Origin of the sequence: Sinomonas notoginsengisoli (genome assembly GCF_021554725.1) — a bacterium.
Taxonomy (GTDB): domain Bacteria; phylum Actinomycetota; class Actinomycetes; order Actinomycetales; family Micrococcaceae; genus Sinomonas; species Sinomonas notoginsengisoli.
The window spans coordinates 1,171,070-1,193,942 of the sequence record NZ_JAIZDP010000001.1; the positions used below are offsets into that span (position 1 = coordinate 1,171,070).

The 22,873-nt window shown below is 70.4% G+C and carries 18 protein-coding genes and 2 tRNA genes; 5 read left to right on the forward strand and 15 right to left on the reverse strand.

Features of this window, described 5'->3' with window-relative positions:
• Nucleotides 1–25 precede the first annotated feature (25 nt).
• The 5 genes from LF262_RS05495 to LF262_RS05515 all read right to left on the reverse strand — a co-directional run bounded on the left by LF262_RS05495 (nucleotide 26) and on the right by LF262_RS05515 (nucleotide 3,845).
• Complete coding sequence (locus tag LF262_RS05495; RefSeq protein WP_235779203.1) at nucleotides 26–250, reverse strand: DUF3188 domain-containing protein; 225 nt, start codon at nucleotides 248–250, stop codon at nucleotides 26–28.
• A gap of 5 nt (nucleotides 251–255) precedes the next feature.
• Entirely contained in the window at nucleotides 256–1,143 is an 888-nt protein-coding gene (locus LF262_RS05500) for an HpcH/HpaI aldolase/citrate lyase family protein (protein WP_235779204.1), read from the reverse strand.
• Between the two features lie 84 nt (nucleotides 1,144–1,227).
• On the reverse strand, nucleotides 1,228–1,398 hold the full coding sequence (locus LF262_RS05505) for a hypothetical protein (RefSeq protein ID WP_235779205.1): 171 nt from the start codon (nucleotides 1,396–1,398) through the stop codon (nucleotides 1,228–1,230).
• Between the two features lie 135 nt (nucleotides 1,399–1,533).
• Nucleotides 1,534–1,977: a pyridoxamine 5'-phosphate oxidase family protein gene (locus tag LF262_RS05510; protein ID WP_235779206.1), complete on the reverse strand. Its 444-nt coding sequence runs from the start codon at nucleotides 1,975–1,977 to the stop codon at nucleotides 1,534–1,536.
• Between the two features lie 83 nt (nucleotides 1,978–2,060).
• On the reverse strand, nucleotides 2,061–3,845 hold the full coding sequence (locus LF262_RS05515) for a glycoside hydrolase family 13 protein (RefSeq protein ID WP_372462723.1): 1,785 nt from the start codon (nucleotides 3,843–3,845) through the stop codon (nucleotides 2,061–2,063).
• A 32-nt stretch (nucleotides 3,846–3,877) separates the two neighbouring features.
• Between LF262_RS05515 and LF262_RS05520 the strand changes: the two genes are divergently transcribed.
• Nucleotides 3,878–5,068: an ROK family protein gene (locus tag LF262_RS05520; protein WP_235779208.1), complete on the forward strand. Its 1,191-nt coding sequence runs from the start codon at nucleotides 3,878–3,880 to the stop codon at nucleotides 5,066–5,068.
• A 64-nt stretch (nucleotides 5,069–5,132) separates the two neighbouring features.
• Here the strand turns inward: LF262_RS05520 and LF262_RS05525 are convergent, their stop codons facing one another.
• The 10 genes from LF262_RS05525 to LF262_RS05570 form a co-directional block, all read right to left on the reverse strand.
• Complete coding sequence (locus tag LF262_RS05525) at nucleotides 5,133–6,200, reverse strand: acyltransferase family protein (protein ID WP_235779209.1); 1,068 nt, start codon at nucleotides 6,198–6,200, stop codon at nucleotides 5,133–5,135.
• Between the two features lie 121 nt (nucleotides 6,201–6,321).
• A tRNA-Met gene (locus LF262_RS05530) sits at nucleotides 6,322–6,395 on the reverse strand.
• 4 nt (nucleotides 6,396–6,399) lie between these two features.
• A tRNA-Thr gene (locus tag LF262_RS05535) sits at nucleotides 6,400–6,471 on the reverse strand.
• Nucleotides 6,472–6,608: 137 nt separating this feature from the next.
• Nucleotides 6,609–8,726: a DEAD/DEAH box helicase gene (locus tag LF262_RS05540; protein ID WP_235779322.1), complete on the reverse strand. Its 2,118-nt coding sequence runs from the start codon at nucleotides 8,724–8,726 to the stop codon at nucleotides 6,609–6,611.
• Nucleotides 8,727–9,104: 378 nt separating this feature from the next.
• Entirely contained in the window at nucleotides 9,105–9,761 is a 657-nt protein-coding gene (locus tag LF262_RS05545; protein ID WP_235779210.1) for an MOSC domain-containing protein, read from the reverse strand.
• Between the two features lie 62 nt (nucleotides 9,762–9,823).
• The gene (locus LF262_RS05550; RefSeq protein WP_235779211.1) at nucleotides 9,824–10,522 is read right to left on the reverse strand and encodes a response regulator; all 699 of its coding nucleotides are present in this window, start codon (nucleotides 10,520–10,522) and stop codon (nucleotides 9,824–9,826) included.
• Nucleotides 10,519–12,081 (reverse strand): sensor histidine kinase, encoded by a 1,563-nt coding sequence (locus LF262_RS05555; protein WP_235779212.1) that lies wholly within the window; start codon nucleotides 12,079–12,081, stop codon nucleotides 10,519–10,521. Before LF262_RS05555 ends, LF262_RS05550 begins: the two co-directional genes overlap by 4 nt.
• A 64-nt stretch (nucleotides 12,082–12,145) precedes the next feature.
• Complete coding sequence (locus LF262_RS05560) at nucleotides 12,146–13,090, reverse strand: cytochrome b/b6 domain-containing protein (protein WP_235779213.1); 945 nt, start codon at nucleotides 13,088–13,090, stop codon at nucleotides 12,146–12,148.
• A 33-nt stretch (nucleotides 13,091–13,123) separates the two neighbouring features.
• Nucleotides 13,124–14,305, reverse strand: a complete 1,182-nt coding sequence (locus LF262_RS05565) for a cystathionine gamma-synthase (RefSeq protein ID WP_235779214.1) — start codon at nucleotides 14,303–14,305, stop codon at nucleotides 13,124–13,126.
• 11 nt (nucleotides 14,306–14,316) lie between these two features.
• A complete protein-coding gene (locus tag LF262_RS05570) occupies nucleotides 14,317–15,702 on the reverse strand; it encodes a cystathionine beta-synthase (RefSeq protein WP_235779215.1) in 1,386 nt (461 codons plus the stop codon).
• Nucleotides 15,703–15,828: 126 nt separating this feature from the next.
• On the opposite strand from LF262_RS05570, the gene imuA' reads away from it, so the two are divergent.
• From imuA' to LF262_RS05590, 4 genes are all read left to right on the forward strand, one after another.
• On the forward strand, nucleotides 15,829–16,518 hold the full coding sequence (imuA', locus tag LF262_RS05575) for a DnaE2-dependent mutagenesis accessory factor ImuA' (RefSeq protein ID WP_235779216.1): 690 nt from the start codon (nucleotides 15,829–15,831) through the stop codon (nucleotides 16,516–16,518).
• Nucleotides 16,515–18,104 (forward strand): DNA polymerase Y family protein, encoded by a 1,590-nt coding sequence (locus LF262_RS05580; protein ID WP_235779217.1) that lies wholly within the window; start codon nucleotides 16,515–16,517, stop codon nucleotides 18,102–18,104. Before imuA' ends, LF262_RS05580 begins: the two co-directional genes overlap by 4 nt.
• Before the next feature lie 24 nt (nucleotides 18,105–18,128).
• On the forward strand, nucleotides 18,129–21,689 hold the full coding sequence (locus LF262_RS05585) for an error-prone DNA polymerase (protein WP_372462724.1): 3,561 nt from the start codon (nucleotides 18,129–18,131) through the stop codon (nucleotides 21,687–21,689).
• A gap of 156 nt (nucleotides 21,690–21,845) precedes the next feature.
• Nucleotides 21,846–22,823, forward strand: a complete 978-nt coding sequence (locus LF262_RS05590; RefSeq protein ID WP_372462738.1) for a DNA-3-methyladenine glycosylase family protein — start codon at nucleotides 21,846–21,848, stop codon at nucleotides 22,821–22,823.
• Nucleotides 22,824–22,873 lie beyond the last annotated feature (50 nt).

The following is a 22,873-nucleotide window of genomic DNA, read 5'->3' on the forward strand; positions in this document are numbered from 1 at the left end:
CGGCGCGTGGTCGCCGTCGTGCGTGTCAGCGCCGGGCGCGGCGCTTGGCATCACGGATGCGGACGCCGAGTCCCAGGAGGTGCGTCAGGAGGCCGATGCCGATGATGGCAATCGAGGCGTACGTCAGCCACATGATATGGCCGAGATTGCCGACGAGGCTGGCGATGATCCCGACACCGAGGAAGGCCATGCCCGTGAGCACGATCTTCTTGTAGAGGGGAGAGGCGGTCTCCCAGGAGTCGTTCGGCACGAGGGTCAGATCGCCGGCCGGACGCCGAAGGCGGTGGCGAGCTTCATGATCTTCTCGGCGCGGCCCAGGCGCGGCAGATCGGACCCGTCGCGGATCACGCGGCCGTTCGCCTCGAAGTCGCGCATGAAGTCGGAGGCCCAGGCCACATCGCTCGGCGTCGGGGAGATGACCTCGTTGATGACCGTGGTCTGGTCGATGGCCAGGCACAGCTTGCCCGTCATGCCCATCATCACCGTGATCGCGCTCTGCTCCCGCAGGATGGGGTGGTTGGTGCCCACGGTCGGGCCGTCGATCGGCCCGGGGAGATTGCCCACTCGTGAGGCCACGACCAGCTTCGCCCTCGGGTAGGCCATGGCCTCGGGGGTGGCGGCCATGCCCGTGTCGCGGCGGAAGTCGCCCGACCCGAACGCCAGGCGGAACGCACCCTGGGCCTTGGCGATGTGGTTGGCCTCCTCGATGCCCACGGCGGACTCGACGAGCGGGATCACCGGGGTCTTTCCGTCCATGCGGTGGAAGCTCTCGGTCACCTGGTCGGCAGACTCGGTCTTGGCGAGCACCACACCGAGGAGGCCGGGAGTGCCGCGGAGGCCGGCAAGGTCATCGGCCCAGAATGGGCTCGTGGCATCGTTCACGCGCACCCACGCGCTTCCGCCGGAGGCGAGCCAGCGGGACACATTCTCGCGCGCCTCGTCCTTGTGTGACGGATCGACCGCGTCCTCGATGTCGAGGATGACAGCGTCCGCACGCGAGACGGCGGATTCGTCGAAGAGCTCCGTCTTCATCGCGTTGACCAGGAGCCACGAGCGGGCGATCTCAGGGCTGATCACGCGGACCGTGCGTGCGGGGAGATCCTCGCTGGCCGGGCGAGTCGGATCGGCGGCAGTTGACGTCATGGATCCACCGTATCGCCGCGGGGCCTTCGCTCGCACATCGGCCAGGCCGGGCCGTTGCCCCTCGTCAGAGTGCGGCTGCCTTTGTCAGAAGGTGCCGATGGCGTAGCGGCTGTCCCATCCGCCGCAGGCCTCCCACCAGCGGATGCCCGCGGGCAGCCCCGGCGACGCCGCTCGCTTCGGTGTAGATGCCGGCACTTCAGCCGTGGCCACGCCCCCGGCCGTCGTCACGGCAACGGAATCATCCTGCTCGGCCATCTGACTCTCCTGACGAAGGTCCTGTCGAAGAATCGGGCTCCCAGCCAGCTCGATGAATCCAGTTCACAGCGCCAGAGTTTTTATGTCAAACGATTTTATAAAACCATCGCGGCCTCAGCCGGCGCGCGCAACCTACTAGGCGAGGTAGACGCGCCGACCGGAGAGATGGTCGGGGCGGATCCGGACAAACCGGTCCCGCACTCCCCCGGCCCACGGCTCGTTGACCATCCGGCCGAAGAGCTCGGTCAGCTCTTCCGCGTCCTCGACCGCCTCGGCGCTGCCGCTCACGAGCACGGACCACCCGGCCTGCACCGAGGGCTGGGTGGCGTCGACCTGAAGGGCAATCCCGTCCTGGGGCAGGCTTCGCGCCACGGTTCCCTCCTGCGAGGTGCGGAAATGGATGGCCCCCGCGTACACGAGGTACCCCACGGGATAGATCGCAATCCGGCCCTCATGGACAAAAGCGAAGCGGCCTACGCCCGAGGAGCCGAGCAGAGACCAGCACTGCTCGGCATCCAGCTCGTAGTCCTCGTGGCGGGCCTCATGCCCGTAACGGAAGCTTGAGTTGACCTCAGACATGGTCCCTCCAGACGTGGTCTCACCCCCAAACTATCGATGCCCGGCACGAGACGGAAGACCGCCCCTTCCTGTGACGCTCCGCGTCAGAGCGCGGTGCGCACCCACGCCGTCGCATCCGCGGGCAGCTTGCCCTCTTCGGGCTCCACGGTGGCGAGGAGCACCTCCCCCTCCGGAAGCGAGGTGGGGGCAGTGCCGAAGTTGGTCACGACGTGCCACTGGCCACGGTCGACGGGACGCGAGAAGTGCAGCACGTCCTCGTCCTCACTCCCGAGCCATTCGAGGCGCTCCGGGCCCTCGAGCTCGTGCCGGAGAGCGAGTGCACGGCGGTAGAAGCCGAGAGTCGAGCCCGGGTCTGCATCCTGGACGCTCACCGCGTACTCCTTGAACCAGGCCGGCTGCGGCAGATGGGCGCCGTCCGAGCCGAACCCGAATGAGGATCCGGCTGCGGGCGCGGCCTCCCATGGGAGGGGCACCCTGCAGCCGTCGCGGCCCACATCGACGCCGCGGTTGCGGAAGAACGTCGGGTCCTGACGATACTCCTCAGGGATCCTGCCGACTTCCTGGAGCCCGAGCTCCTCACCCTGGTACAGGTACGCCGAACCGGGCAGGGCGAGCATGAGCGCCGTGGCGGCCTTGGCGCGGCGTAGGCCCAGCGCAGCATCGACCTCGGCCGGGCGCCCTCCGTTGAGCAGCCAGTCCTTGCCGTCCGCGCCGGCACCTTCCCACCCTGAGCCCTTGGGCAGTCCGTAGCGCGTTGCATGCCGCACCACGTCATGGTTCGAGAACACCCACGTCGACGATGCACCGGTCGCGGCGGCCTCACCGAGGTTCTTCGTGATGACCTCTCGGAACTGGCCGGCGTCGAAATCCGCCTTGAGGAGGTCGAAGTTGAAGGCCTGGCCGAGGCCTTCGGGGGACGCATACTTGGCGCGACGGTCAGCGTGGACCCACGCTTCTGCCACCGCGGCGCGGGGTGGAGTGTACTCGTTGAGCACCTTGCGCCATTCGGCGTAGATGGAATGGACCTCGTCGCGGTCCCAGAGGGGGTGCTCGCCGGAGGCGAAGAGCTCGGCCCGGTGGATCGTGTCGAGGTCCGCGTGGACCGCGTCCATGTCCTTCTTGAGCCCGTGGGCGACGTCGACACGGAAGCCGTCCACGCCGCGGTCCGACCAGAAGCGCAGGGTGGTAAGGAAGTCCTCGTGGACCTCCGGGTTGTCCCAGTTGAGGTCCGGCTGCTCCTTGGCGAAGAGGTGGAAGTACCACTGGCCCGGCGTTCCGTCCGCCTCGGAGACGCGCTCCCAAGCGCCACCACCGAAGATCGAGGTCCACCCGTTGGGCGGGAGCTCACCGTTCTCGCCGGCACCGTCCCGGAAGATGTACCGGTCCCTCGCCGCCGACCCGGGGGCCGAGGCGAGCGCCTCCCGGAACCACGCGTGGCGGTCCGAAGTGTGGTTCGGCACGATGTCCGCGATGACCTTGATGCCTACCGCGTGCAGCGCCGCGACCATCGCGTCGAAGTCCTCGAGGGTGCCGAGCCGCGGATCGATGTCCCGGTAGTCGTCGACGTCGTAGCCGCCGTCAGCCAGCGCCGAGGGGTAGAAGGGGCTGAGCCAGACGGCGTCGATCCCGAGGGAGGCCAAGTACGGCACGCGCGAGGTGATCCCCGGGATGTCTCCGATGCCGTCCCTGTTCGCGTCGGCGAAGCTGCGCGGATAGATTTGGTAGACGGCCGCGTGCCGCCACCAGTCGGCGGAAGGGTCGGTGCGGTCTGGCTGAGCGGTGGCGGGCACCGGTTCTCCTGTTCGAAGAAAGTGGATGCAGTGATTGTATCGATTATATTTAGACTCTAAATCAAAGCCGGGAACCATTATTCTTCCGGTGCAATGGGGAGGTCAAGGCGATGCGGACAGGACCGGCCCCGGGACCCCATGTCGTGCGGCTCGCCAATGCCGAGGCGGTGCTCCGCCGCCTCCGCGGCGCCGCGCCCGACGCCCTCACCGCGGGCGAGCTCGTGGACGGGACGGGGCTCACCCGTGCCACGGTCATCGCCGTCTGCGACGACCTCGTGCGCCGGGGCTGGGCCGCGGAGCTCCCCGCCGTCCGCACGGCCGCCGCCGCGAGCCGCGGCCGGCCCCCGCGCATGTTCACCTTCCGCGCGGACGCGGGTGCCGTTGTCGGCATCGACATGGGGGCAGGCAAGACCACGGCGCTCGTCGCCGACCTGCTCGGCACCCCGCTGGGCGCTGCCACCGGAATCTTCCCCTTCACAGCGCAAGGAAGCGAGCGGGTCGAGATCGTGAGCTCGACGGCGCTCACGGCCCTCGCGTCTGCCGGGGTCACCGCGGAGGGGGTCCTCGCCGCCGTGGCCGGAGTGGCGGCACCCGTGGACCGCGACGGGCACATAGCGACGCCCCGCGACTTCTGGGAGCAGTTCGACGTGGGCCTCGCCCAAGGCCTGGCGGAACGCCACGGATGGCGGGTGGTCCTCGAGAACGACGCGAACCTCGCTGCCCTCGCCGAGCAGTGGAGGGGCGCTGCGCGCGGAGTGGACGACGTCGCCGTGGTCCTCGCCGGGGAACGGCTCGGTGCGGGACTCCTCGAGTCGGGGCGGCTCCTGCACGGCCGGCACGGCGGCGCCGGCGAGCTCTCCTTCTTGCGCCTGGTCTCGGGTGCGGCCGGGCCCCACGGCATCGGCCAGCTCGCCCGCCGGTGGGGTGCCGAGGAAGCGGCCCTCGGGAGACTCGGCGGCATCGCACCGGAGGACGTCACCGCGGAGGCCGTCTTTGCCGCGGCGCACGACGGCGATCCGGGCGCCTTGCGCGTGCTGAGGCGCCTGTCCGGGCATATGGCGCGCGTCGTAGCCATCCTCGGCACGGTGCTCAACCCGGAGCTTGTCGTCCTCGGAGGCGCGGTCGCCGGTGCGGCCGCGGCCCTCCTGCCGGGCATCCGGGCCGAGCTGCCCTCCCTCACGGACACCCCTCCCAGAGTGGAGGTGTCATCCCTCGGCGGCGACGCCGTGGCCCTCGGGGCGGTGCGGCGGGCCCTCGACGACGTGGCCGAGCGTGCCCTCGACATCAATCTGGGCCGGTGATGCCAACACCGTCACGGCGATGTCCTGGACAGTCCAAGCCCCGCAGAGTAAGCCGGATGCGGCCTCACACGGGCAGCTTTGCGCGCAGGGACTTCACGACTGGCTTGGTCACGGCGTGCGTGGCGGCCGCAAGGCCGATCGAGACGGGAATGGCAATCCAGCCGATCTCGAGGAAGTCCGTGCGGGCGAGCACCCCGAAGAGGCACAGGACCGGGTAGTGCCACAGGTAGATCTCGTAGCTGATACGGCCGACGTATGTCAGCGGCGCCAGCGAGAGCGTCCGCCGGATCGGCCCATCCGGACCGCGCAGCACCGCGAAGACCAGCAGCAGCGTGCCTCCGGCTGCCGCGAGGGTGTCCACCGTGGACAACGGCGCGAGCGAGGACCGCATGACCGATAAGGCGATGAGTGCCAGACCCGCCAGGCCGTGCCACGTGCGCGCTGCCACGGTCGAGTGGTGCAGCACGAGGGCCAGCGCGCAGCCGGCGAACAGGGCGCACGTGCGCAGGATGAAGGACATGTGGCCCGTGGAGGCCTCCACGGACAGAGCGGCCACGGCGAGCAGCCCAGCGGCCCCGACCGCGACGGCGAGAGCGCGGCGCGAGCGGCGGCCCTGGACCGTGCGGGCGCCCTTCACGAGCAGGACGAGCGCGAGGGGCCACACGAAGTAGAACCACTCCTCGAGGCCCAGCGTCCAGGTGTGCGCGTACGCAGAGAGGGTGTCAGCCCCGGTCTCGGCGCCGATCGGCATGAGGTAGAACAGGGCCATGACCGAGCCCCAGGCCGCGTAGCCCAAGCCCATGAGCAGTGCGATCGGGACGAACACCAGCGCGAGCGTGATCATCAGCGGCGGATACAGGCGGACCGCCCGCCGCACGTAGAACCTGCGCAAAGAGATGCGCCCGTGGCGATCGTGTTCCTCGAGGAGCAGGGTAGTGATGAGGAAGCCCGAGAGCGCGAAGAAGATGTCCACGCCGCCTGCGCCGCCGAAATGCAGCGGCATGACCGCGTGGTAGAGGAGCACCATGGTGATGGCAAGGGCGCGGATGCCGTCGAGCGCCGAAACGTGGCCCAATCCCCCCGCGCGGGGTCTGGCCGGCGCTGCTGTGCGTAGGTTCCCTGTAACCGTCATCGTTTCCTCTCGTCGGAATCCGACAGAGTGTAGCCGACCCCCCTTGAAGGGCCTTTGAGCAGGGGCCTACCCGCTTTCGGGGAAACGAAAAGGACCCCCGGTCTCCCGGGGGTCCTGAACGTAGCGGTGCCGGGACTCGATCCCGGGACCTCACGATTATGAGTCGTGCGCTCTAACCAGCTGAGCTACACCGCCAGAGAGCCCCCCACGGGAATCGATCCCGTGACCTCCATCTTACCAAGATGGCGCTCTACCACTGAGCTAGGGGGGCAACAGAGAAATACTTTACCGGACGGGCGGGACGCCACCAAATCGAATGCGTGGTCAGGAGCCGTTCCCGTGACGCGGCGAGGGCCCGCCGCCGGTCTCCCGGGGTGGGCCCTCGTCTCGTCTATCCGCGGTGCATCGTCACCACTTGTTGCCGCGGCCGCCAGCACTTCCGCTGCCATGGCGCGGCTTGCGGTCGAAGCCACCGCGTCCGCCGCCGAAGCCACGGTCATCGCGGTCGCGACCGCCGAATCCCCCACGGTCTCCGGAGCCACGGCCCGGGCGGTCGGAGCGGCCGCCGAACCCACGGTCGCCGCCGCGGTCGGGACGGCTGCCGAAGCCGCCCTCGCCGCGGCCACGGTACCCACCGCGGGAGCCGCGGTCGCCGTCGTCCGAACGCTCGCGGTTGGGGCGGCGCCCCGTGTCGAGCTCAAGCTTGATGAGCTCGCCGCCGATGCGGGTCTTGGACAGGGCCCTCCACTGCTCACCGCTCAGCTCCGCGGGGAGCTCGACGAGGGAGTGGTCAGCGCGGATGTCGATCCCGCCGATCTGGCTCGAATGGAAGCCGCCCTCGTTGGCGAGGGCGCCGACGATCGAGCCCGGCATGACGCGCTGGCGGCGGCCGACGGCGATGCGGTAGGTCGCGTTGCCCTCGGTGATCGAGCGGGACGGGCCGCGCGAGCCGAAGCCGTCCTTGTTGCGGTCTCGCTTCTGGAACTCCGGCGCGGACGGGAGCTCCTTGACGAAGAACGGGGTGTCGCCTTGGACCATGACGGCGAGCGCCGCAGCAATCTCGGCGGCGGGGACCTCGTGCTCCTCCTCATAGGAGGCGATGAGGTCGCGGAACATCGCGACATCCTGCGACTCGAGCGTCTCGGTGATCCGTTCCGCGAACTTGCTCATGCGCAGCGAGTTGACCGTCTCGGCGGTTGGCAGGTGCATGGGCTCGACGGCCTGGCGCGTGGCCTTCTCTATGGCCCGCAGGAGGTACTTCTCGCGCGGGGTCATGAACAGGATCGCGTCGCCCTTGCGGCCGGCGCGGCCCGTGCGGCCGATCCGGTGCACGTAGCCCTCGGTGTCGTGCGGGATGTCGTAGTTGATCACGTGGCTGATGCGCTCGACGTCGAGTCCGCGTGCCGCGACGTCGGTGGCCACGAGGATGTCGATCTTGCCCTCGCGCAGCGCCTCGACCGTGCGCTCACGCTGGGCCTGGGCGATGTCGCCGTTGATCGCGGCGGCCTGGAAGCCGCGCGCCTTGAGCTTCTCGGCGAGGTCCTCGGTGGCCATCTTCGTACGGACGAACGCGATAACCCCGTCGAACTCCTCGACCTCGAGGATGCGGGTCATGGCGTCGAGCTTGTGCGCGCCCATGACCTGCACATAGCGCTGGCGGATGTTCTTGCCAGTGGTGGTCTGGGACTTGACCGTGACCTCTTCAGGCATGTTGAGGTACTGCTTCGACATGCGGCGGATCTGCGAGGGCATCGTCGCGGAGAACAGGGCAACCTGGCGGCCGTCCGGGGTCTTCTGGAAGATGCGCTCCACGTCCTCGGCAAAGCCCATGCGGAGCATCTCGTCCGCCTCGTCGAGCACGAGGTACTGCAGCTCGGAAAGGTCGAGGGAGCCCTTTTCGATGTGGTCGATCACGCGGCCGGGCGTGCCGACCACTACCTGGGCGCCGCGGCGCAGGCCGGCCAGCTGCGGGCCGTAGGCCGAGCCGCCGTAGACGGGCAGGATGGTGAAGTCATCGAGGTGCTTCGCGTACGAGGCGAAGGCCTCGGCGACCTGGAGGGCGAGCTCGCGGGTCGGGGCAAGGACGAGGGCCTGGGTCGAGCGGGACGGACCGTTGAGGTCGTGCAGCTCGGCGAGGCGCGAGAGCGCAGGCACGGCGAACGCCGCGGTCTTGCCCGTGCCGGTCTGGGCGAGGCCCACAACGTCGCGGCCCTCGAGCAGGAGCGGGATCGTCGCGGCCTGGATGGGCGAGGGCTTCTCGTAGCCGACGTCGACAAGGGCAGCCAGGACGCGGGCGTCAATGCCGAGATCGGCAAAGCGCACTTCGCCGTCGTCAGCAGTGCCCTCAGCGGCGCGCTCCTCGGGGGCGGCGTCAGTAGCCGGAGCCTCAGCGGCGGCGTCAGTAGCCGGAGCCTCAGCGGCGGCGTCAGTAGCCGGAGCCTCAGCGGCGGCCGCCTCAGGTGCCTCGGTAGAGAGGGCCTCCGCGGGGAGGGCCTCGGTGGCGTCGGGCAGAGTGGTTTCGGTCAGGGTGGTTTCAGACACAGTGATGTCAGACAAGGGGTATCCTCGCGCTGGGGAGCCTAGGGGCTCGTCGGTCAATTACTCAAGCCCAGCGCTCTCTCAATCCCAGGCAGGGCTCCTACGCTGCGTCCGGCACCACATGCACCCGTACAGCGTTCCTTCAGCCGGATCCCCTATGCAATTGCCCGCAAGGCGGGCCCCAACACGCTCTCTGTCCTGCCTCAACCATTGGGCAGAAAAAGGGAATTCCGGAAAGTGGGGGATGTATCCATCATACAGGACGCACGACGCCGCTCCTCACCTCGGGTGCCCGCGGGAAGGTGAACTTGGGCACACTCGTGGGGCAATCGCCGACGGCGCGCTGCTGGACGGCGGATGGAGCCTCTACTGCACGGCGGCGCGTTCTGCCGCCGCGACCACATACTTCCGCAGGGCCGGGGCCAGGCGGAGGTCGCCCTCGGCCTCGGCGTCAAGGAGCGCCTCGGCCTTCTCGCGCGTGGGGTCCGAGAGCCATGCGCCTACCCGGACGCCGTGGTCGGGGACGTGCTCGATGCTGAACTGGATCCCGGCCTCGACGTCCCCCGGCGTGACCACCCGCAGGTAGGCGCCTGAGAGGCCAGCCCTTGTGAACCACGGACCCCAGCCTTCCTCTCCCATGCGGCGCGCGAATGTACCGCAGGGGATCCGGGGCATCGTGACCTCCAGGACCGCCCCGGAGGAGAACCGCCAGCGCTCTCCGATCACGGCGTTGCTCGCGGTGATCCCCTCGACCCGCAGGTTCTCCCCGAAGAATCCTGCCGGGATCTCCCGCCCGAGCTCTTGGGCCCACGCCGTGGCGTCGTCCTCAGAGTAGGCGTAGACGGCCTTGTCCTCGCCGCCGTGGTTGGCGCGATCGGCCTGGACATCCCCGTAGACGCCAAGGCGGCGCAGGTGCAGCGGCCCCTCGACCGGCCGCTTGTCGATGCCGGTCACTCCGACCGTCCCGGCGTCGGGGAGGAGCTGGTAGACGCGGCACACGGCGAGGACGCGGGCAGTCTTCATGACCAACAGGGTACCGGGGGCCGCCCTGCGAGGGGAGCAGTGGAGCGAGCAGCAGTGCAGTCTCAGGGATCGAAGCGGTACCCCATCCCCGCCTCGGTGTGCAGGTGGCGCGGGTGCGCGGGATCGGTCTCGAGCTTGCGGCGCAGCTGGGCCAGGTAGACACGCAGGTACTGCGTTTCCTTCTCGTACGCCGGGCCCCACACCTGCGTGAGGATCTCCCTCTGGGTCACGAGCTGGCCAGCCCTGCGCACGAGGAGCGCGAGGATGTTCCACTCGGTCGGCGTCAACCGCACCTCCGAGCCGCGGACGAGCACACGACGGGCGGCCAGGTCCACACTGAGGTCTCCGGTGAGCATGCGCGGCGCCTCTCCCGTGCGCGGACCGCGTCTGGCTGCAGCCCGGAGCCGTGCGAGCAGCTCCTCGAGGCCGAAAGGCTTGGTCACGTAGTCGTCCGCGCCGGCGTCGAGTGCCTCCACCTTGTCCTCCGACCCATGCCGCGCCGACAGGACGATGATGGGCACGTCCGTCCAGGCACGCAGGCGACGGATCACCTCGAACCCATCCATGCCGGGGAGGCCGAGGTCCAGGACCACAACATCCACCGGGCGTGCCGCGGCGATCTCGAGGGCTGCCTCGCCGCTCGGCGCGGTCAGCGCCTCGTAGCCGTGCACCCGCAGGTTGATCTGAAGCGCGCGGGCAAGCTGTGCCTCGTCCTCGACCACCAGGACAGTGCTCGGCACGGTCTCCCTCGGATGGCTCATGCAGTGGCCCCCTGGGCGAGGGGAAGAGCCACTGACATCGTGAGCCCTCCGCCCGGCGTCTCCTCAGCCTCGATCCTCCCGCCCATCGCGTCGACGAAACCCTTGGCGACGGCGAGTCCGAGCCCCACCCCGCCCTGCGCAGTGCTGTCACCCAGACGCTGGAACGGCCGGAACACGACCAGGAGGTCCTCGGGCGGAATGCCCTCGCCGTGGTCCACCACCCGGAGCACCCCGCACGGGTGGCCGTCCTCACCCGCGACGCCGCTGCGCGCGAGCAGTTCTACGGAACCGGTTGGCGCGTAGCGCAGGGCGTTCTCGACAAGGTTTGCGACAACCCGTTCGAGGAGCACGGGGTCCGCCTCGACGGCCGGCACGTTCGGCGGGATGAGGTCCACCACGCGGTCCTGGCCCGGGAGTCCCCTCGGCAGGACCTCGCGCCACGTGACCGGGCGCAGGAGCGGGCGGACGTTGTCCGCGGAGATACGGGACATGTCCAGCAGGTTTCCCACCACGTGCGAAAGACGGTCCGTGTAGTCCTCGATCGTGCCCAGAAGCTCGGCCTCCTCCTCGGGCGTGAAGCCGACGGACGGCTGCCTCAGACTGCTCACGCTGAGCTTGATCCCGGCGAGAGGGGTGCGCAGGTCGTGCGAGACCGCCCGCAGGATCGCGGTCCGGATGGAGTTGCCCTCCTCGAGCCGCCGGTTGGCCTCCCGGCTGCGGGCGAGCTGGGCGCGCTCACGCATTGCGACCAAGTACACGCCGAAGGCCTGGAGCATGCGGCGCTCGCCCGGCTCGAGTGGGTGGCCGCCCACGAGGAGCGTGTAATAGCCGTCCGGGGCGATCGCGTCGTCCGCCGCGGCGTGCGAGACGGGAGGTGCCTCGCCGGCGGTCGCGAGGACGTCCCATCCAGATGCCCCCAGGGCCGAGTCGGAACCTCCTCGCGCGTTGCCCGCAGGGGCACCCCGGGCGACCCGGCCGGCGTCGTCCGCCGATCCTTCAGGCGGCCGGCGCGCCAGCAGCGTGACGGCGCGCAGCCCAAGCGTTGCACGGACGCGCTCCAGGAAGTCCTCGGTTCCGCCAGCCGAGCCGAGGATGCCCAGCGCGAGGTCGCTCATCGCATCTGCCTCGGCCGCAGCCCGCGTTGCCTGCTCGTAACGCCGGGCCGCGGCGCCTACCGAGAGGGCCACGGCGCAGGCAACGGCAAGGAACACCACGAGCTCGAGGACCGCCTCCGGGCGGGCAACGCTGAGGCTCCCCACGGGATCCGTGGCGAGCCAGTTCAGCATCAGGCTCGCGACCACGGCAGCGAGCACGGCAGGCCACAGCCCTCCCACCAACGCCACGAGGACGGCAGTGAGCAGCTGAAGGAGGACGAGGATCGCAGTGCCCTGGCCGTCGTGGTCGTCGCCCACGAGCGGGGCAGCCGCGATGGGGACGAGGGCCGGCAGCACGACGGCGAGCACGAGCCCCAGCAGAGTGCGCCTCCGGTCCAGGACGCCCAGCTCGGCCAACCGCAGCCGGTGCTCGGGTGCCGGGAGGAAGGGGGTCCGAGGGCTCATGCGGCCATTGTGGCAAATGACGCCCCGTCAGCGTGGCGAAGCCGCCCGAAGAGGCCCGCTCAGTTCAGTTCCGGGTCACGGTGCCCATGAGCGAGGCCACGGGCCGCAGGAACAGGGGCCGCGCCAGGAACCACAGGCCCACGATGACGAGCAGCCCGACCGCGAAGAGGATGAACCCGAGCCAGTCCTCGCCGTCATGCGCGGCGAACATGTGGTTGAGGTTCCGCAGGGCACCCGTGGTGAACACGAGAAAGACGTGCACGATCACGAACAGGACGAAGAACGCCATGACCGGGAAGTGCAGTGCACGGGCCCACTCCATCGGGTATGCCCTGTTGAGCCGGGGCGCCTTCTGGTTGGTGGGCCACGCGTTGGACATCCGCAGGCCGGTGATGATCGCCAAGGGCGCTGCGATGAACACGACGACGAAGTACGTCAGCTGCTGGAGCGCGTTGTAGTTGACCCAGCCATTCTCGAGCGGCCAGTCGAGCGATGCGTACTGGAGTGCCGTGGAGACGGCGTTCGGGAAGATGCTCCACGTTGTCGGCACGAGGCGGGCCCAGTGGCCCGAGGCGAGCATGAGCACGAAGAACACAAGCCCGTTGGCCACCCAGAGCACGTCGAGGGACAAGTGCAGCCACAGGTTCAGGGTGATCTTCTTGGGCTGGCCCTTGGTCTTGATCAGGCCCTTATTGTTGCGCTTCCAGAAGCCCTCGGGCCGTGTTCCGAAGCGGACCTGCAGGCCCGAGCGAATGATCAGTGTCAAGAACATCAGGTTGAGGTAGTGCAGGACGTTCAGCGCCGCCTGCAGGCCCTCCGGCGCCCAGCCGGGCAGGGGCGCGTGGCCGGGGTAGGCCGCGATGAAGTCCGTGACTGCTTCAGTGCTGCGCAGCCACTTCGCGATGAGCACGACGATGGCGAGCACGACGACGGCCCCGGCGCCGACCGCCGCCGGCCGGAACCACGGCGACCCGGTGAGGGCAGGCTTCGCGGGTGAGGTCTTCGGCATGGATGTCCTTGCGGGTGTGGAGGCTGGGTCGGTCTAGAGCCGTGCGATCGCCGCGTCGAGGTCCGCAATGAGGTCCTCGGCGTCCTCGATCCCCACGGACAGGCGAAGGAGGTTGACCGGGACTGCCAGTTCGGTGCCCTTGACCGAGGCGTGCGTCATCTCGGAGGGATAGTTCATGAGCGACTCGATGCCACCGAGGCTCTCCGCGAGCGTGAACAGGCGCGTCGACTCGGCGACCTTGCGCGCCGCTGCCTCGCCCCCGGCGAACTGCACGGAGATCATGCCGCCGAACCGGCGCATCTGCTTCGCCGCGAGCTCGTGGCCCGGGTGATCCGGAAGGCCCGGGTACAGGACCTTCTCGACCCCCGGGCGGCCCACGAGCCACTCGGCGACCTTCTGGGCGTTGTCCGAATGGCGCTCCATGCGCACGCCGAGGGTCTTGAGGCCGCGGGTGGTCAGGAACGCATCCATCGGCCCGGACACCGCCCCGACCGCGAACTGGACGAAGCCGATCTTCTCCGCGAGCTCTGCGTCGCTGAGCACGACCGCGCCGCCCACCACATCGGAATGCCCGCCGATGTACTTGGTCGTCGAGTGCACCACGACATCCGCGCCGAAGGCGAGCGGGTTCTGGAGGTAGGGGGACGCGAAGGTGTTGTCGACGACGAGGAGGGCGCCGGCGTCGTGCGCCACCTCGGCGAGCGCAGCGATGTCAGTGATCTTCATGAGCGGGTTCGAGGGCGTCTCCACCCACACGAGCCGCGCGCCGCCCTTGCCTGCGGCGCCGACGGCAGCACGCACGCCGTCCAGATCCGACATGTCGACGGGCTGGTTCTCGATCCCCCACGGGCCGAGGACGCGGGAGATGAGGCGGTACGTGCCGCCGTAGGCGTCATTGCCCAGGACGATCCTGTCCCCGGGCGCGCAGAGGGCGCGGATGAGCGCGTCCTCGGCGGCGAGGCCCGAGGCGAACGAGTACGCGTGGGTTCCGCCCTCGAGCGCCGCGAGCTGCTCCTGCAGCGCATCACGAGTGGGATTGCCGCCGCGGCCGTACTCGTAGCCCGAACGGAGGCCGCCGATCCCGTCCTGCGCGTAGGTCGACGAGAAGTGGAGCGGGGGCACGACGGCGCCCGTGCGCGGCTCGAACTCCTGGCCGGCGTGGACGGCGCGGGTGTTGAATCCCGGGGTCTCCGGCGTGTCGGTCTGCTCAGGCATGGGGCGCTCCCTTACTTGTTGAGGTTGGCCAGGAGGTCGTGGCGGGTCAGGATGCCGACCGGCGCGCCGACGAAGGTGACCATGACGGCGTCCTGCTCGCTCAGCATCGCCTGCAGGGCGGCCTGCCCCTCGAGTGAGCCGATGACGGGCAGCCGCTGGCCCATGTGCTCGGAGATCTTGTCGGTCAGCCTTGCATCGCCGCGGAACAGCTTGGCGGAGAGGTCACGCTCGTCGACGGCCCCGAGGACCTCGCCCATGACCACGGGCGGCTCGGCCGAGAGCACGGGGAGGTGGCTCACGCCGTACTCGGTCATGATGTCGATGACGTCGCGGACCGTCTCGTTGGGGTGGGTGTGGACCAGATCGGGCATCTGCCCCGTCTTGCCCTTGAGCAGCTCCCCGACGGTCCGCTCCCCCTCGCCCGGGAGGAAGCCGTAGGAGCGCATCCAGTCGTCGTTGAAGATCTTGGCGAGGTAGCCACGGCCGGAATCCGGGAGGATCACGACGACGACCGCCTCCTCGGGCAGGTCGCTCGCCGCGCGCAGGGCCGCCACGACGGCCATGCCGGACGAACCGCCCACGAGGAGGCCCTCTTCGCGGGCGAGCCGACGGGTCATGGCGAACGACTCGGCGTCGCTCACCGCGAGGACCTCGTCGGGGACCGACTTGTCATAGTTATCCGGCCACATGTCCTCGCCGACGCCCTCGACGAAGTACGGCCGGCCCGTGCCGCCGGAGTAGATCGAGCCCTCGGGGTCGGCTGCGATGACCTTGACCTGGCCGCCCTCGGACGCGGGGCGGTCCTTGCTGACGTCCTTGAGGTAGCGGCCGGTGCCGGTGATGGTCCCGCCGGTTCCCGCGCCGATGACCACGTGGGTGATGGTGCCGTCCGTATCCGCCCAGATCTCGGGGCCCGTGGTCTCGTAGTGGCTTCCGGGGGCGTTCGGGTTGGAGAACTGGTCCGGCTTGAACGCGCCCGGGATCTCGGTCACCAGGCGGTCCGAGACGCCGTAATAGGACTGGGGCGAGTCCGGGGCGACGGCGGTGGGGGTCACGACAACCTCGGCGCCGTAGGCCGCGAGGACCGCGCGCTTCTCCTCGCCGACCTTGTCGGGGACCACGAAGATGCACTTGTAGCCCTTCTGCTGGCCTACGAGGGCCAGGCCCACGCCGGTGTTGCCGCTCGTGGGCTCCACGATGGTGCCGCCCGGGCGGAGCCTGCCGTCCTCCTCGGCCTGCTCGATCATCTTCAGCGCGATGCGGTCCTTGATGGAGCCGCCGGGGTTGAGGTATTCGAGTTTGACCAGGACCGTCGCCTTGATGCCTTCGGTGACCTTGTTCAGCTTGACGAGGGGCGTGCGGCCGATGAGCTCGACGACGGACTTGGCATACTTCACGCCCCCAACTCTAGCGGCTGGGCGGAAGCCATGAGGGCCCGGCGACTCGGGCGTTCATGCGGGCCGGCGTTCGGACGGTGGTCCCGCGCGATTGACTTGTTCGAATACATCTTCGAAAATAGAGGTATGTCGCTCGCACTCAGTTCCCATCGGGCCCCCGCCGCCGGGCAGTTGCGCGAGCTCCAGGAGCGCATCCATGCCCTCCAGGGCCGCCGCAACCGTGAAGGGGCCTACCCAGTTCTGCCCTGCTTCTCCTCGCTCTTCCCCGGTGGCCTCCGTGGCGGCGCCGCATACTCCCTCGAGACGCCGCTGTCCGCCGCGATGGCCCTGCTGGCCGGCCCGTCCGCCGAGGGGCAGTGGTGCGGCGTGGCCGGGATCCAAGACTTCGGCGCGGAGGCCGCCGCCGGGTTCGGCATCGATCTCGATCGGCTGGTCCTCGTCCCGGATCCGGGGCCGGACTGGCCCGCTTCGGTCGGTGCGCTCGTCGATGTGCTGCCGCTGGTCCTCGTGCGGCCGCCGGCGACAGTCACCTCGAGCGTCGCCTCGCGGCTCGGCTCCCGCCTGCGTGAGCGTGGTGGCGTCCTGCTGGTTCTGGGCCCCTGGCCCCAGAGCGAGGGGATGCTCACGGCCCGGGGATCGAGCTGGGAGGGCTTGGGCAGGGGGCACGGGCACTTGGCACGGCACCGGGTCGAGCTTGGACTGAGTCAACGGGGCCGCACCCGTACGGCCACCGTGGACCTTGCCGCACCCGGGGCGCTGGCCTTGTCGGGGCAGCGTGCCTCCCGGCAGGGCCTCTTCGATGGGGGTGGGACGTGAGCGCCCGAGCACCCCGCGCGCTCGTTGCGTGGTTCCCGGACTGGCCCCTCGTAGCTGCCCAGCTGTCCGGGGAGGCACCCGAGCACGCGGCGGTGGCGGTCATCGACAAGGGCGTGGTCGCCGTCTGCTCTATGGAGGCGAGGGCAGCAGGAGTCGTGCGCGGGCTGCGGGTGCGGGAGGCACAGGTACGGTCCCCCGGGCTGGTCACGGTCGCGGCAGACTCCCAACGGTCAGAGCGGGAGTTCGAGCCCGTGGTACGGGCACTGGAGACGACCGTTCCCGGTGTCCAGCTGCTCCGTCCCGGGCTCTGTGCCGTGCGGGCCCGCGGCGCCGCCCGGTACTACGGGAACGAGGAGGCCGCCGGCGGGGCGGCACTCGAGGCGGCGTCGGGCCTGGGCCTCGAGGCCCGTGCGGGCATCGCCGACTCAGTGTTCGCAGCCGAGCAGGCTGCGCGGGCCGCCACCGATCTGGGGCCCCTCCGCATTGTGGAGCCGGGCGGCTCCGCAGCCTTCCTCGCGCCCCTTCCCGTCGCTGCGCTCGGTGATCCGCGCCTTGCCTCGCTGCTGACGAGGCTGGGGCTGCGCACTCTGGCGGACTTCGCGTCCCTGCCCGCCGCCGAAGTCCGCTCCCGGTTCGGCTCGGACGGGCTCACCGCCCACGCCCGTGCCAGGGGCGAGGACCCGCGCGCCATCGTGCCCCGGATCCCACCCCCGCCCCTGGACCGTGCGGCGGCATTCGAGCCGGGACTCGAGCGGGTTGACCAGATCGCGTTCGCCGTGCGCCCTGTCGCGGAGGACTTCATCGGCGGCCTCATGCGCGCCGGACTGGCCTGCACTCAGCTGCGCGTGCAGATCACCGACGATTCGGGAGCCCGTTCCGAGCGCTCATGGGGACACCCGCACCAGTTCTCACCGGCCGATGCCGTGGAGCGGGTCCGCTGGCAGCTGCAGTCGGCGCAGGGCCATGCCCACCAGCAGCGTCCAGGCACCTGGCACTCCACGGGCGAGCCGCTCAGTGCACCCGTGGTGCAGGTCCGGCTCCTCCCCGAGCGGGTGGACCTCCTGGGCCGCCGCGCCCAGGCGCTGTTCGGAGGGGTGGACGAGCGGCTGGACCACGGCCTCCACCGCCTGCAGACCATGCTCGGCCACGGATCAGTCCTCCACGCGGCCTCGGGCGGGGGGCGGCTCCTTGCCCAGCGGTGCCTGCTGGTGCCCTGGGGCGAGGAGGCGCCGGAGGGGACCGCGGACCGCGCGTCGCGGCCGTGGCCGGGCGTCGTCCCCCCGCCCCTGCCCACCACAGTGTTCTCCGAGCCCGTCCCGGTCACCCTGCTCGGCGACGACGGCCGGCCCCTCACGGTGGATGCCCGGGGAAGCCTCTCGGCGGCGCCGGCATGGTTCGTGCCCGGTGCGGGAGTCCCCCGGAGGTCCGTGGCGAGCTGGGCGGGGCCTTGGCCGCTCCGCGAGAAGTGGTGGGACGCGGCACAGAGCCGGCGGGCCGAGCGCTTCCAGATCCTCGACAGTGAGGGCGAGGCCTGGCTCCTCCTGGGAGAGGCCGGACACTGGCGGGCAGAGGCCCGGTACGACTGACAGTACGACTGAGAGGAGGGCACCGTGGGCTGGAACAATCCGCCGATCCCCTGGCGGCACCTCCACGACATCCTCGAAGGCAAGGAGGTCTCTGCCGAGGAGCTGCGCGGCGCGGGCCGGGCGCGGACGGACGCCGGACGCTCTCCGGTCGAGCACGACGGCGGCGACAGCCCCGCGTGGTCACGGAAGCGGGGTCCCTACATCCCGCTGCCCGCCCTCCGTGAGGCTGAGGACGACGGCGAGCACGCGCCGTCGTGCGTGGACCCATCCGAGCAGGCGGTCCCCTACGCGGAGCTGCACGTCCACTCGCACTACAGCTTCCTCGACGGCGCCTCCTCGCCCGAGGAGCTCGTCGAGGAGGCCGTGCGCCTCGGCCTCCATGCCCTCGCGATCACGGACCACGACGGCTTCTACGGGGTCGTCCGCCTGGCCGAGGCAGCCGAGGCCTATGGCCTGAAGACCGTGTTCGGCGCCGAGCTGTCCATCGGCCTGCCGGGGCCACAGAACGGGGCAGCCGATCCCGAGGGCGAGCATCTCCTCGTGCTCGCGCGCGGCGAGGAGGGCTACCACCGGCTCGCGGGGGTGATCACGGCCGGGCAGCTCGCAGATGGCGCAGAGAAGGGACGCCCGGTGTACATCCTCGGACAACTCGCGCGAGAGCTGAGTGGGCACTGCGTCGTCCTCACCGGATGCCGCAAGGGCGCGGTGCGCCGTGCTCTCGTCGAGCATGGGGAGGGGGCGGCGGAGAATGCGCTCCGGGGGCTCGTGGAGCTCTTCGGCCCCGACGGGGTGGCCGTGGAGCTGTTCGACCACGGCAATCCGCTGGACAGCACCCACAATGACATCCTCGCGGCCATCGCCCGCCGGCTCGCCCTGCCGTGTGTCGCCACGAACGCCGTCCACTTCGCGGAGCCCTCCGGGCATCCGCTCGCTACCGCCCTCGCCGCGGTCCGCGCGAGGCGCAGCCTGGACGAACTCGACGGCTGGCTGCCCGCGAGCGACGGCGCGCACCTGCGCGCCGGCGCAGAGATGGCCCGGCGGTTCGCCCGCTACCCCGGAGCGGTCGAGAGCACGGTGCGCCTCGCGGACGAACTGGCCTTCCCGCTCCGCTCAGCACGCCCCAGGCTGCCCAAGCAGGATGTCCCCGAGGGGCACACACCGATGTCCTATCTCCGTGAGCTGGTGGACCGCGGCCTCTCCGAGCGCTACGGGACTCCCGGTCCGGGCTGGCGCGGGCCTGTGCCACCCGCTGAGGTCCGCGAGCGCGTCGAGAAGGAACTCGCCGTCATCGAGAAGAAGGACTTCCCCGGGTACTTCCTCATCGTCCATGAGATCGTCCAGTTCGCCCGGGGCCAGGGCATCCTCTGCCAGGGTCGCGGCTCGGCGGCGAACTCGGCCGTGTGCTACCTCCTGGGCATCACGGCGGTGGACAGCATCGCCTACCGGCTGCCGTTCGAGCGGTTCCTCTCAAGCCTTCGCGAGGAAGAACCGGACATCGACGTGGACTTCGACTCGGACCGGCGCGAGGAGGTCATCCAGCACGTCTACGGCAAGTACGGGCGTACCAACGCCGCCCAGGTGGCCAATGTGGTCAGCTATCGGCCCAAGAACGCCGTCCGGGACGCGGCCAAGGCCCTCGGCTACGGCCAGGGCCAGCAGGATGCCTGGTCCAAGCGGCTCGAGCGGTGGGACGCACTCAGCGCCGGCGGATCCGGCGAGGCCGACGGCATCCCCGAACGGGTGGTGGCACTGGCCGAGAGGCTCCTGGGCTACCCGCGCCATCTGGGCATCCATTCGGGCGGCATGGTGCTCACGGAGCGTCCCGTGGGCGACGTCGTGCCGATCGAGCATGCGCGCATGGAGAACCGGACAGTCCTGCAGTGGGACAAGGACGACTGCGAGTGGATGGGCCTGGTCAAGTTCGACCTCCTCGGGCTCGGCATGCTCGCAGCCCTCCAATACTGCTTCGACCTGGTCGAAGAGCATTTCGGGGTGCGCTGGCGGATCGAGGACATCCCGAAGGAGGAGCCTGCTGTCTACGACATGCTGTGCCGGGCGGACTCGGTGGGCGTGTTCCAGGTCGAGTCGAGGGCGCAGATGAGCACGCTCCCGCGGCTGCGGCCACGGCGGTTCTACGATCTCGTGGTCGAGATCGCACTCATCCGGCCGGGCCCCATCCAGGGCGGCGCCGTCCATCCCTACATCCGGCGCCGGGCCGGCGAGGAGCCCGTCTCCTATCCGCACCCGCTGCTGGAGCCCGTGCTCGAACGCACGCTCGGGGTGCCGCTGTTCCAGGAGCAGCTCATGCAGATGGCCATGGCCATCGGCGGCTGCACGGCAGAGGACGCGGACCTCCTGCGCCGGGCCATGGGGTCCAAGCGGGGCGTCGAGAAGATCGGCAGCCTCAGGGCGAAGCTCTTCGCCGGCATGGCCGCGAACGGGCTGACGCAGGAGGAGGCGAAGGCGATCTACACTCAGATTGCCGCGTTCGCGGACTTCGGCTTCGCAGAGTCCCACTCGATCAGCTTCGCGGTGCTCGTGTATGCGAGCTCGTGGCTCAAGCTGCACTACCCGGGCGCCTTCCTCGCCGCGCTCCTGCGCGCCCAGCCCATGGGCTTCTACTCACCCCAAACACTCGTGGCCGATGCGCGGCGGCACGGCGTGGTCGTGCTCCGCCCGGACATCCTCCGCTCGCAGGCGGAGGCGTGCCTCGAGGCGCACGACGCCGCGGGGTCTCCGGCGGCGGGCGGGGAACCGGCGGCTGGGCGGCCCGGTGACCCCGGGGGGCTCACCTCGTGCCTCGACTGGAGGCAGCCTCCCGTCGGCTCCTTCGATCCGCAAGCGCCCGATGAGTCAGCGGCGCATCGCCGCGATGCGAGCCGTGCCGTGCGTCTGGGCCTCGCGAGCGTGCGCGGCATCGGCAAGGAGCTCGCGGAGCGGATCGTCGCCGAGCGCGAGGCCGGAGGGCCCTTCCGGGAGCTGGCGGAGCTGTCCCGGCGCACGGGGCTCAGCGCGGAGCAGCTCGAGGCACTCGCGTCCGCCGGTGCGCTGGACTCGCTGGGCCTTTCGAGACGCGAGGCCCTGTGGCAGTCGGGCGCAGCGGCCCTCGAGCGGCCGGGACAGCTTCCCGGCTCGCAGCCGTATGTCCAGCCCCCGCTCCTGCCCGAGCTGAGCGATGAGGATGCCGTGGCCTATGACCTGTGGGCCACAGGAGTGGCCACGGATGACCATCCGCTGCGCCACACCCGCACGCGTCTCGACGCCCGCGGGGTCCTGCGCATCGACCAGCTCCGCGCGGCCGAGCCCGGGAGCAGGATCGAGGCGGCCGGTATCGTCACCCACCGGCAGCGCCCGCAGACCGCCCAAGGTGTGACGTTCCTGAATCTGGAGGATGAGACTGGAATCCTGAACGTGGTGTGCAGCATCGGGGTGTGGACCCGCTACCGGCGGGTGGCGCAGGCCGCTCCGGCAATGGTGATCCGCGGGCTGCTCGAGCGGTCCACGGAAGGCGTCACCAACCTCGTCGCGGACAGGCTCGAGGCCCTGCCGCTCAAGGCCAAGACCTTGAGCCGGGACTTCCGCTGATGACCGGGCGCGCCTGCCGCCGTTGATCGAGGCGGGTGGCACGCTCGCTCGACAGCGGCGTCAATGCCCTGCCCGGCGCGCTGGACGAGCACTGTCAGCCTGCCGTGACATGATGCTCCGGTGACCCTCGCTCCCCCGCTCCGCGATGCCGCCGGCATCCCCGGCAGAGGCGCCGGGCGGGGGTCCGTGCCGGATGCAGAAGGCATCTGGAAGGCGCCCGAGCACTACTCCTTGGCGGCCACGTGCTTCCCGCTCCAACGGGGGGACGCGGATCCCTGCTTCGCCGCGCACCCCGGCGGCCTCTGGGCGGCCTTCACCACCCCGGAGGGCCCGGCCTCACTCCTCGTCACCAACCGAACCGTGCCGGGCAGGGCAGGCGAGCTGAGGGTCCGCGCGTGGGGCGACGGCGCGGCGTCGGCCGTCGAATCCGCCCCCGCGATGCTCGGCCTGGCCGATGACTGGTCTGCGTTCGACGACGAGGCGCACCTGGCGCGCCTGCCCCGACTCGTGCGCGAGGCCCGTCGCCGCAACCCCGGACTCCGCCTGCCGGCGACCGGGCGAGTGGTCGACGCGCTCGTGCCGACCATCCTCGAGCAGAAGGTCACCACGCTCGAGGCGCGGCGCGCCTACCGCTATCTGGTGCGCCGTCACGGTACGCCGGCACCCGGCGCCGGCCACGTCGCGCCGCAGGGCCTCATGGTCGCGCCGACCGCCGTGGCCTGGCTGCGGATCCCGTCGTGGGAGTGGCACCGCGCCGGCGTCGGCCCGCAGCGTTCGGCGACCGTGATGCGCGCGCTCCGGGCGGCGTCGGGCCTTGAGCGGCTCGCAGGCCTCACGGCCGTCGAGGCGGCGGCCGCGCTGCAGAGCATCCCCGGCATCGGGGTGTGGACCGCCGCAGAAGTCACACAGCGCACGCATGCGGACCCGGACTCAGTGTCGGTGGGCGACTACCATCTCGCCCACTTCGTCGGATACGCCCTCACGGGCGCACGGACCGACGACGCCGGCATGCTGCGCCTGCTCGAGCCCTGGCGGGGCCAGCGCCAGCGGATCGTCCGGCTGCTCGGGCTCTCTGGGGTCCGCGCCCCGCGGTACGGGGCCCGCATGACCATTCAGGACCACCGCGGCCACTGATGCCGACCACCGCCGGCAGAAGACCAAGATCCGCCGCTCTTCCGGCCCCC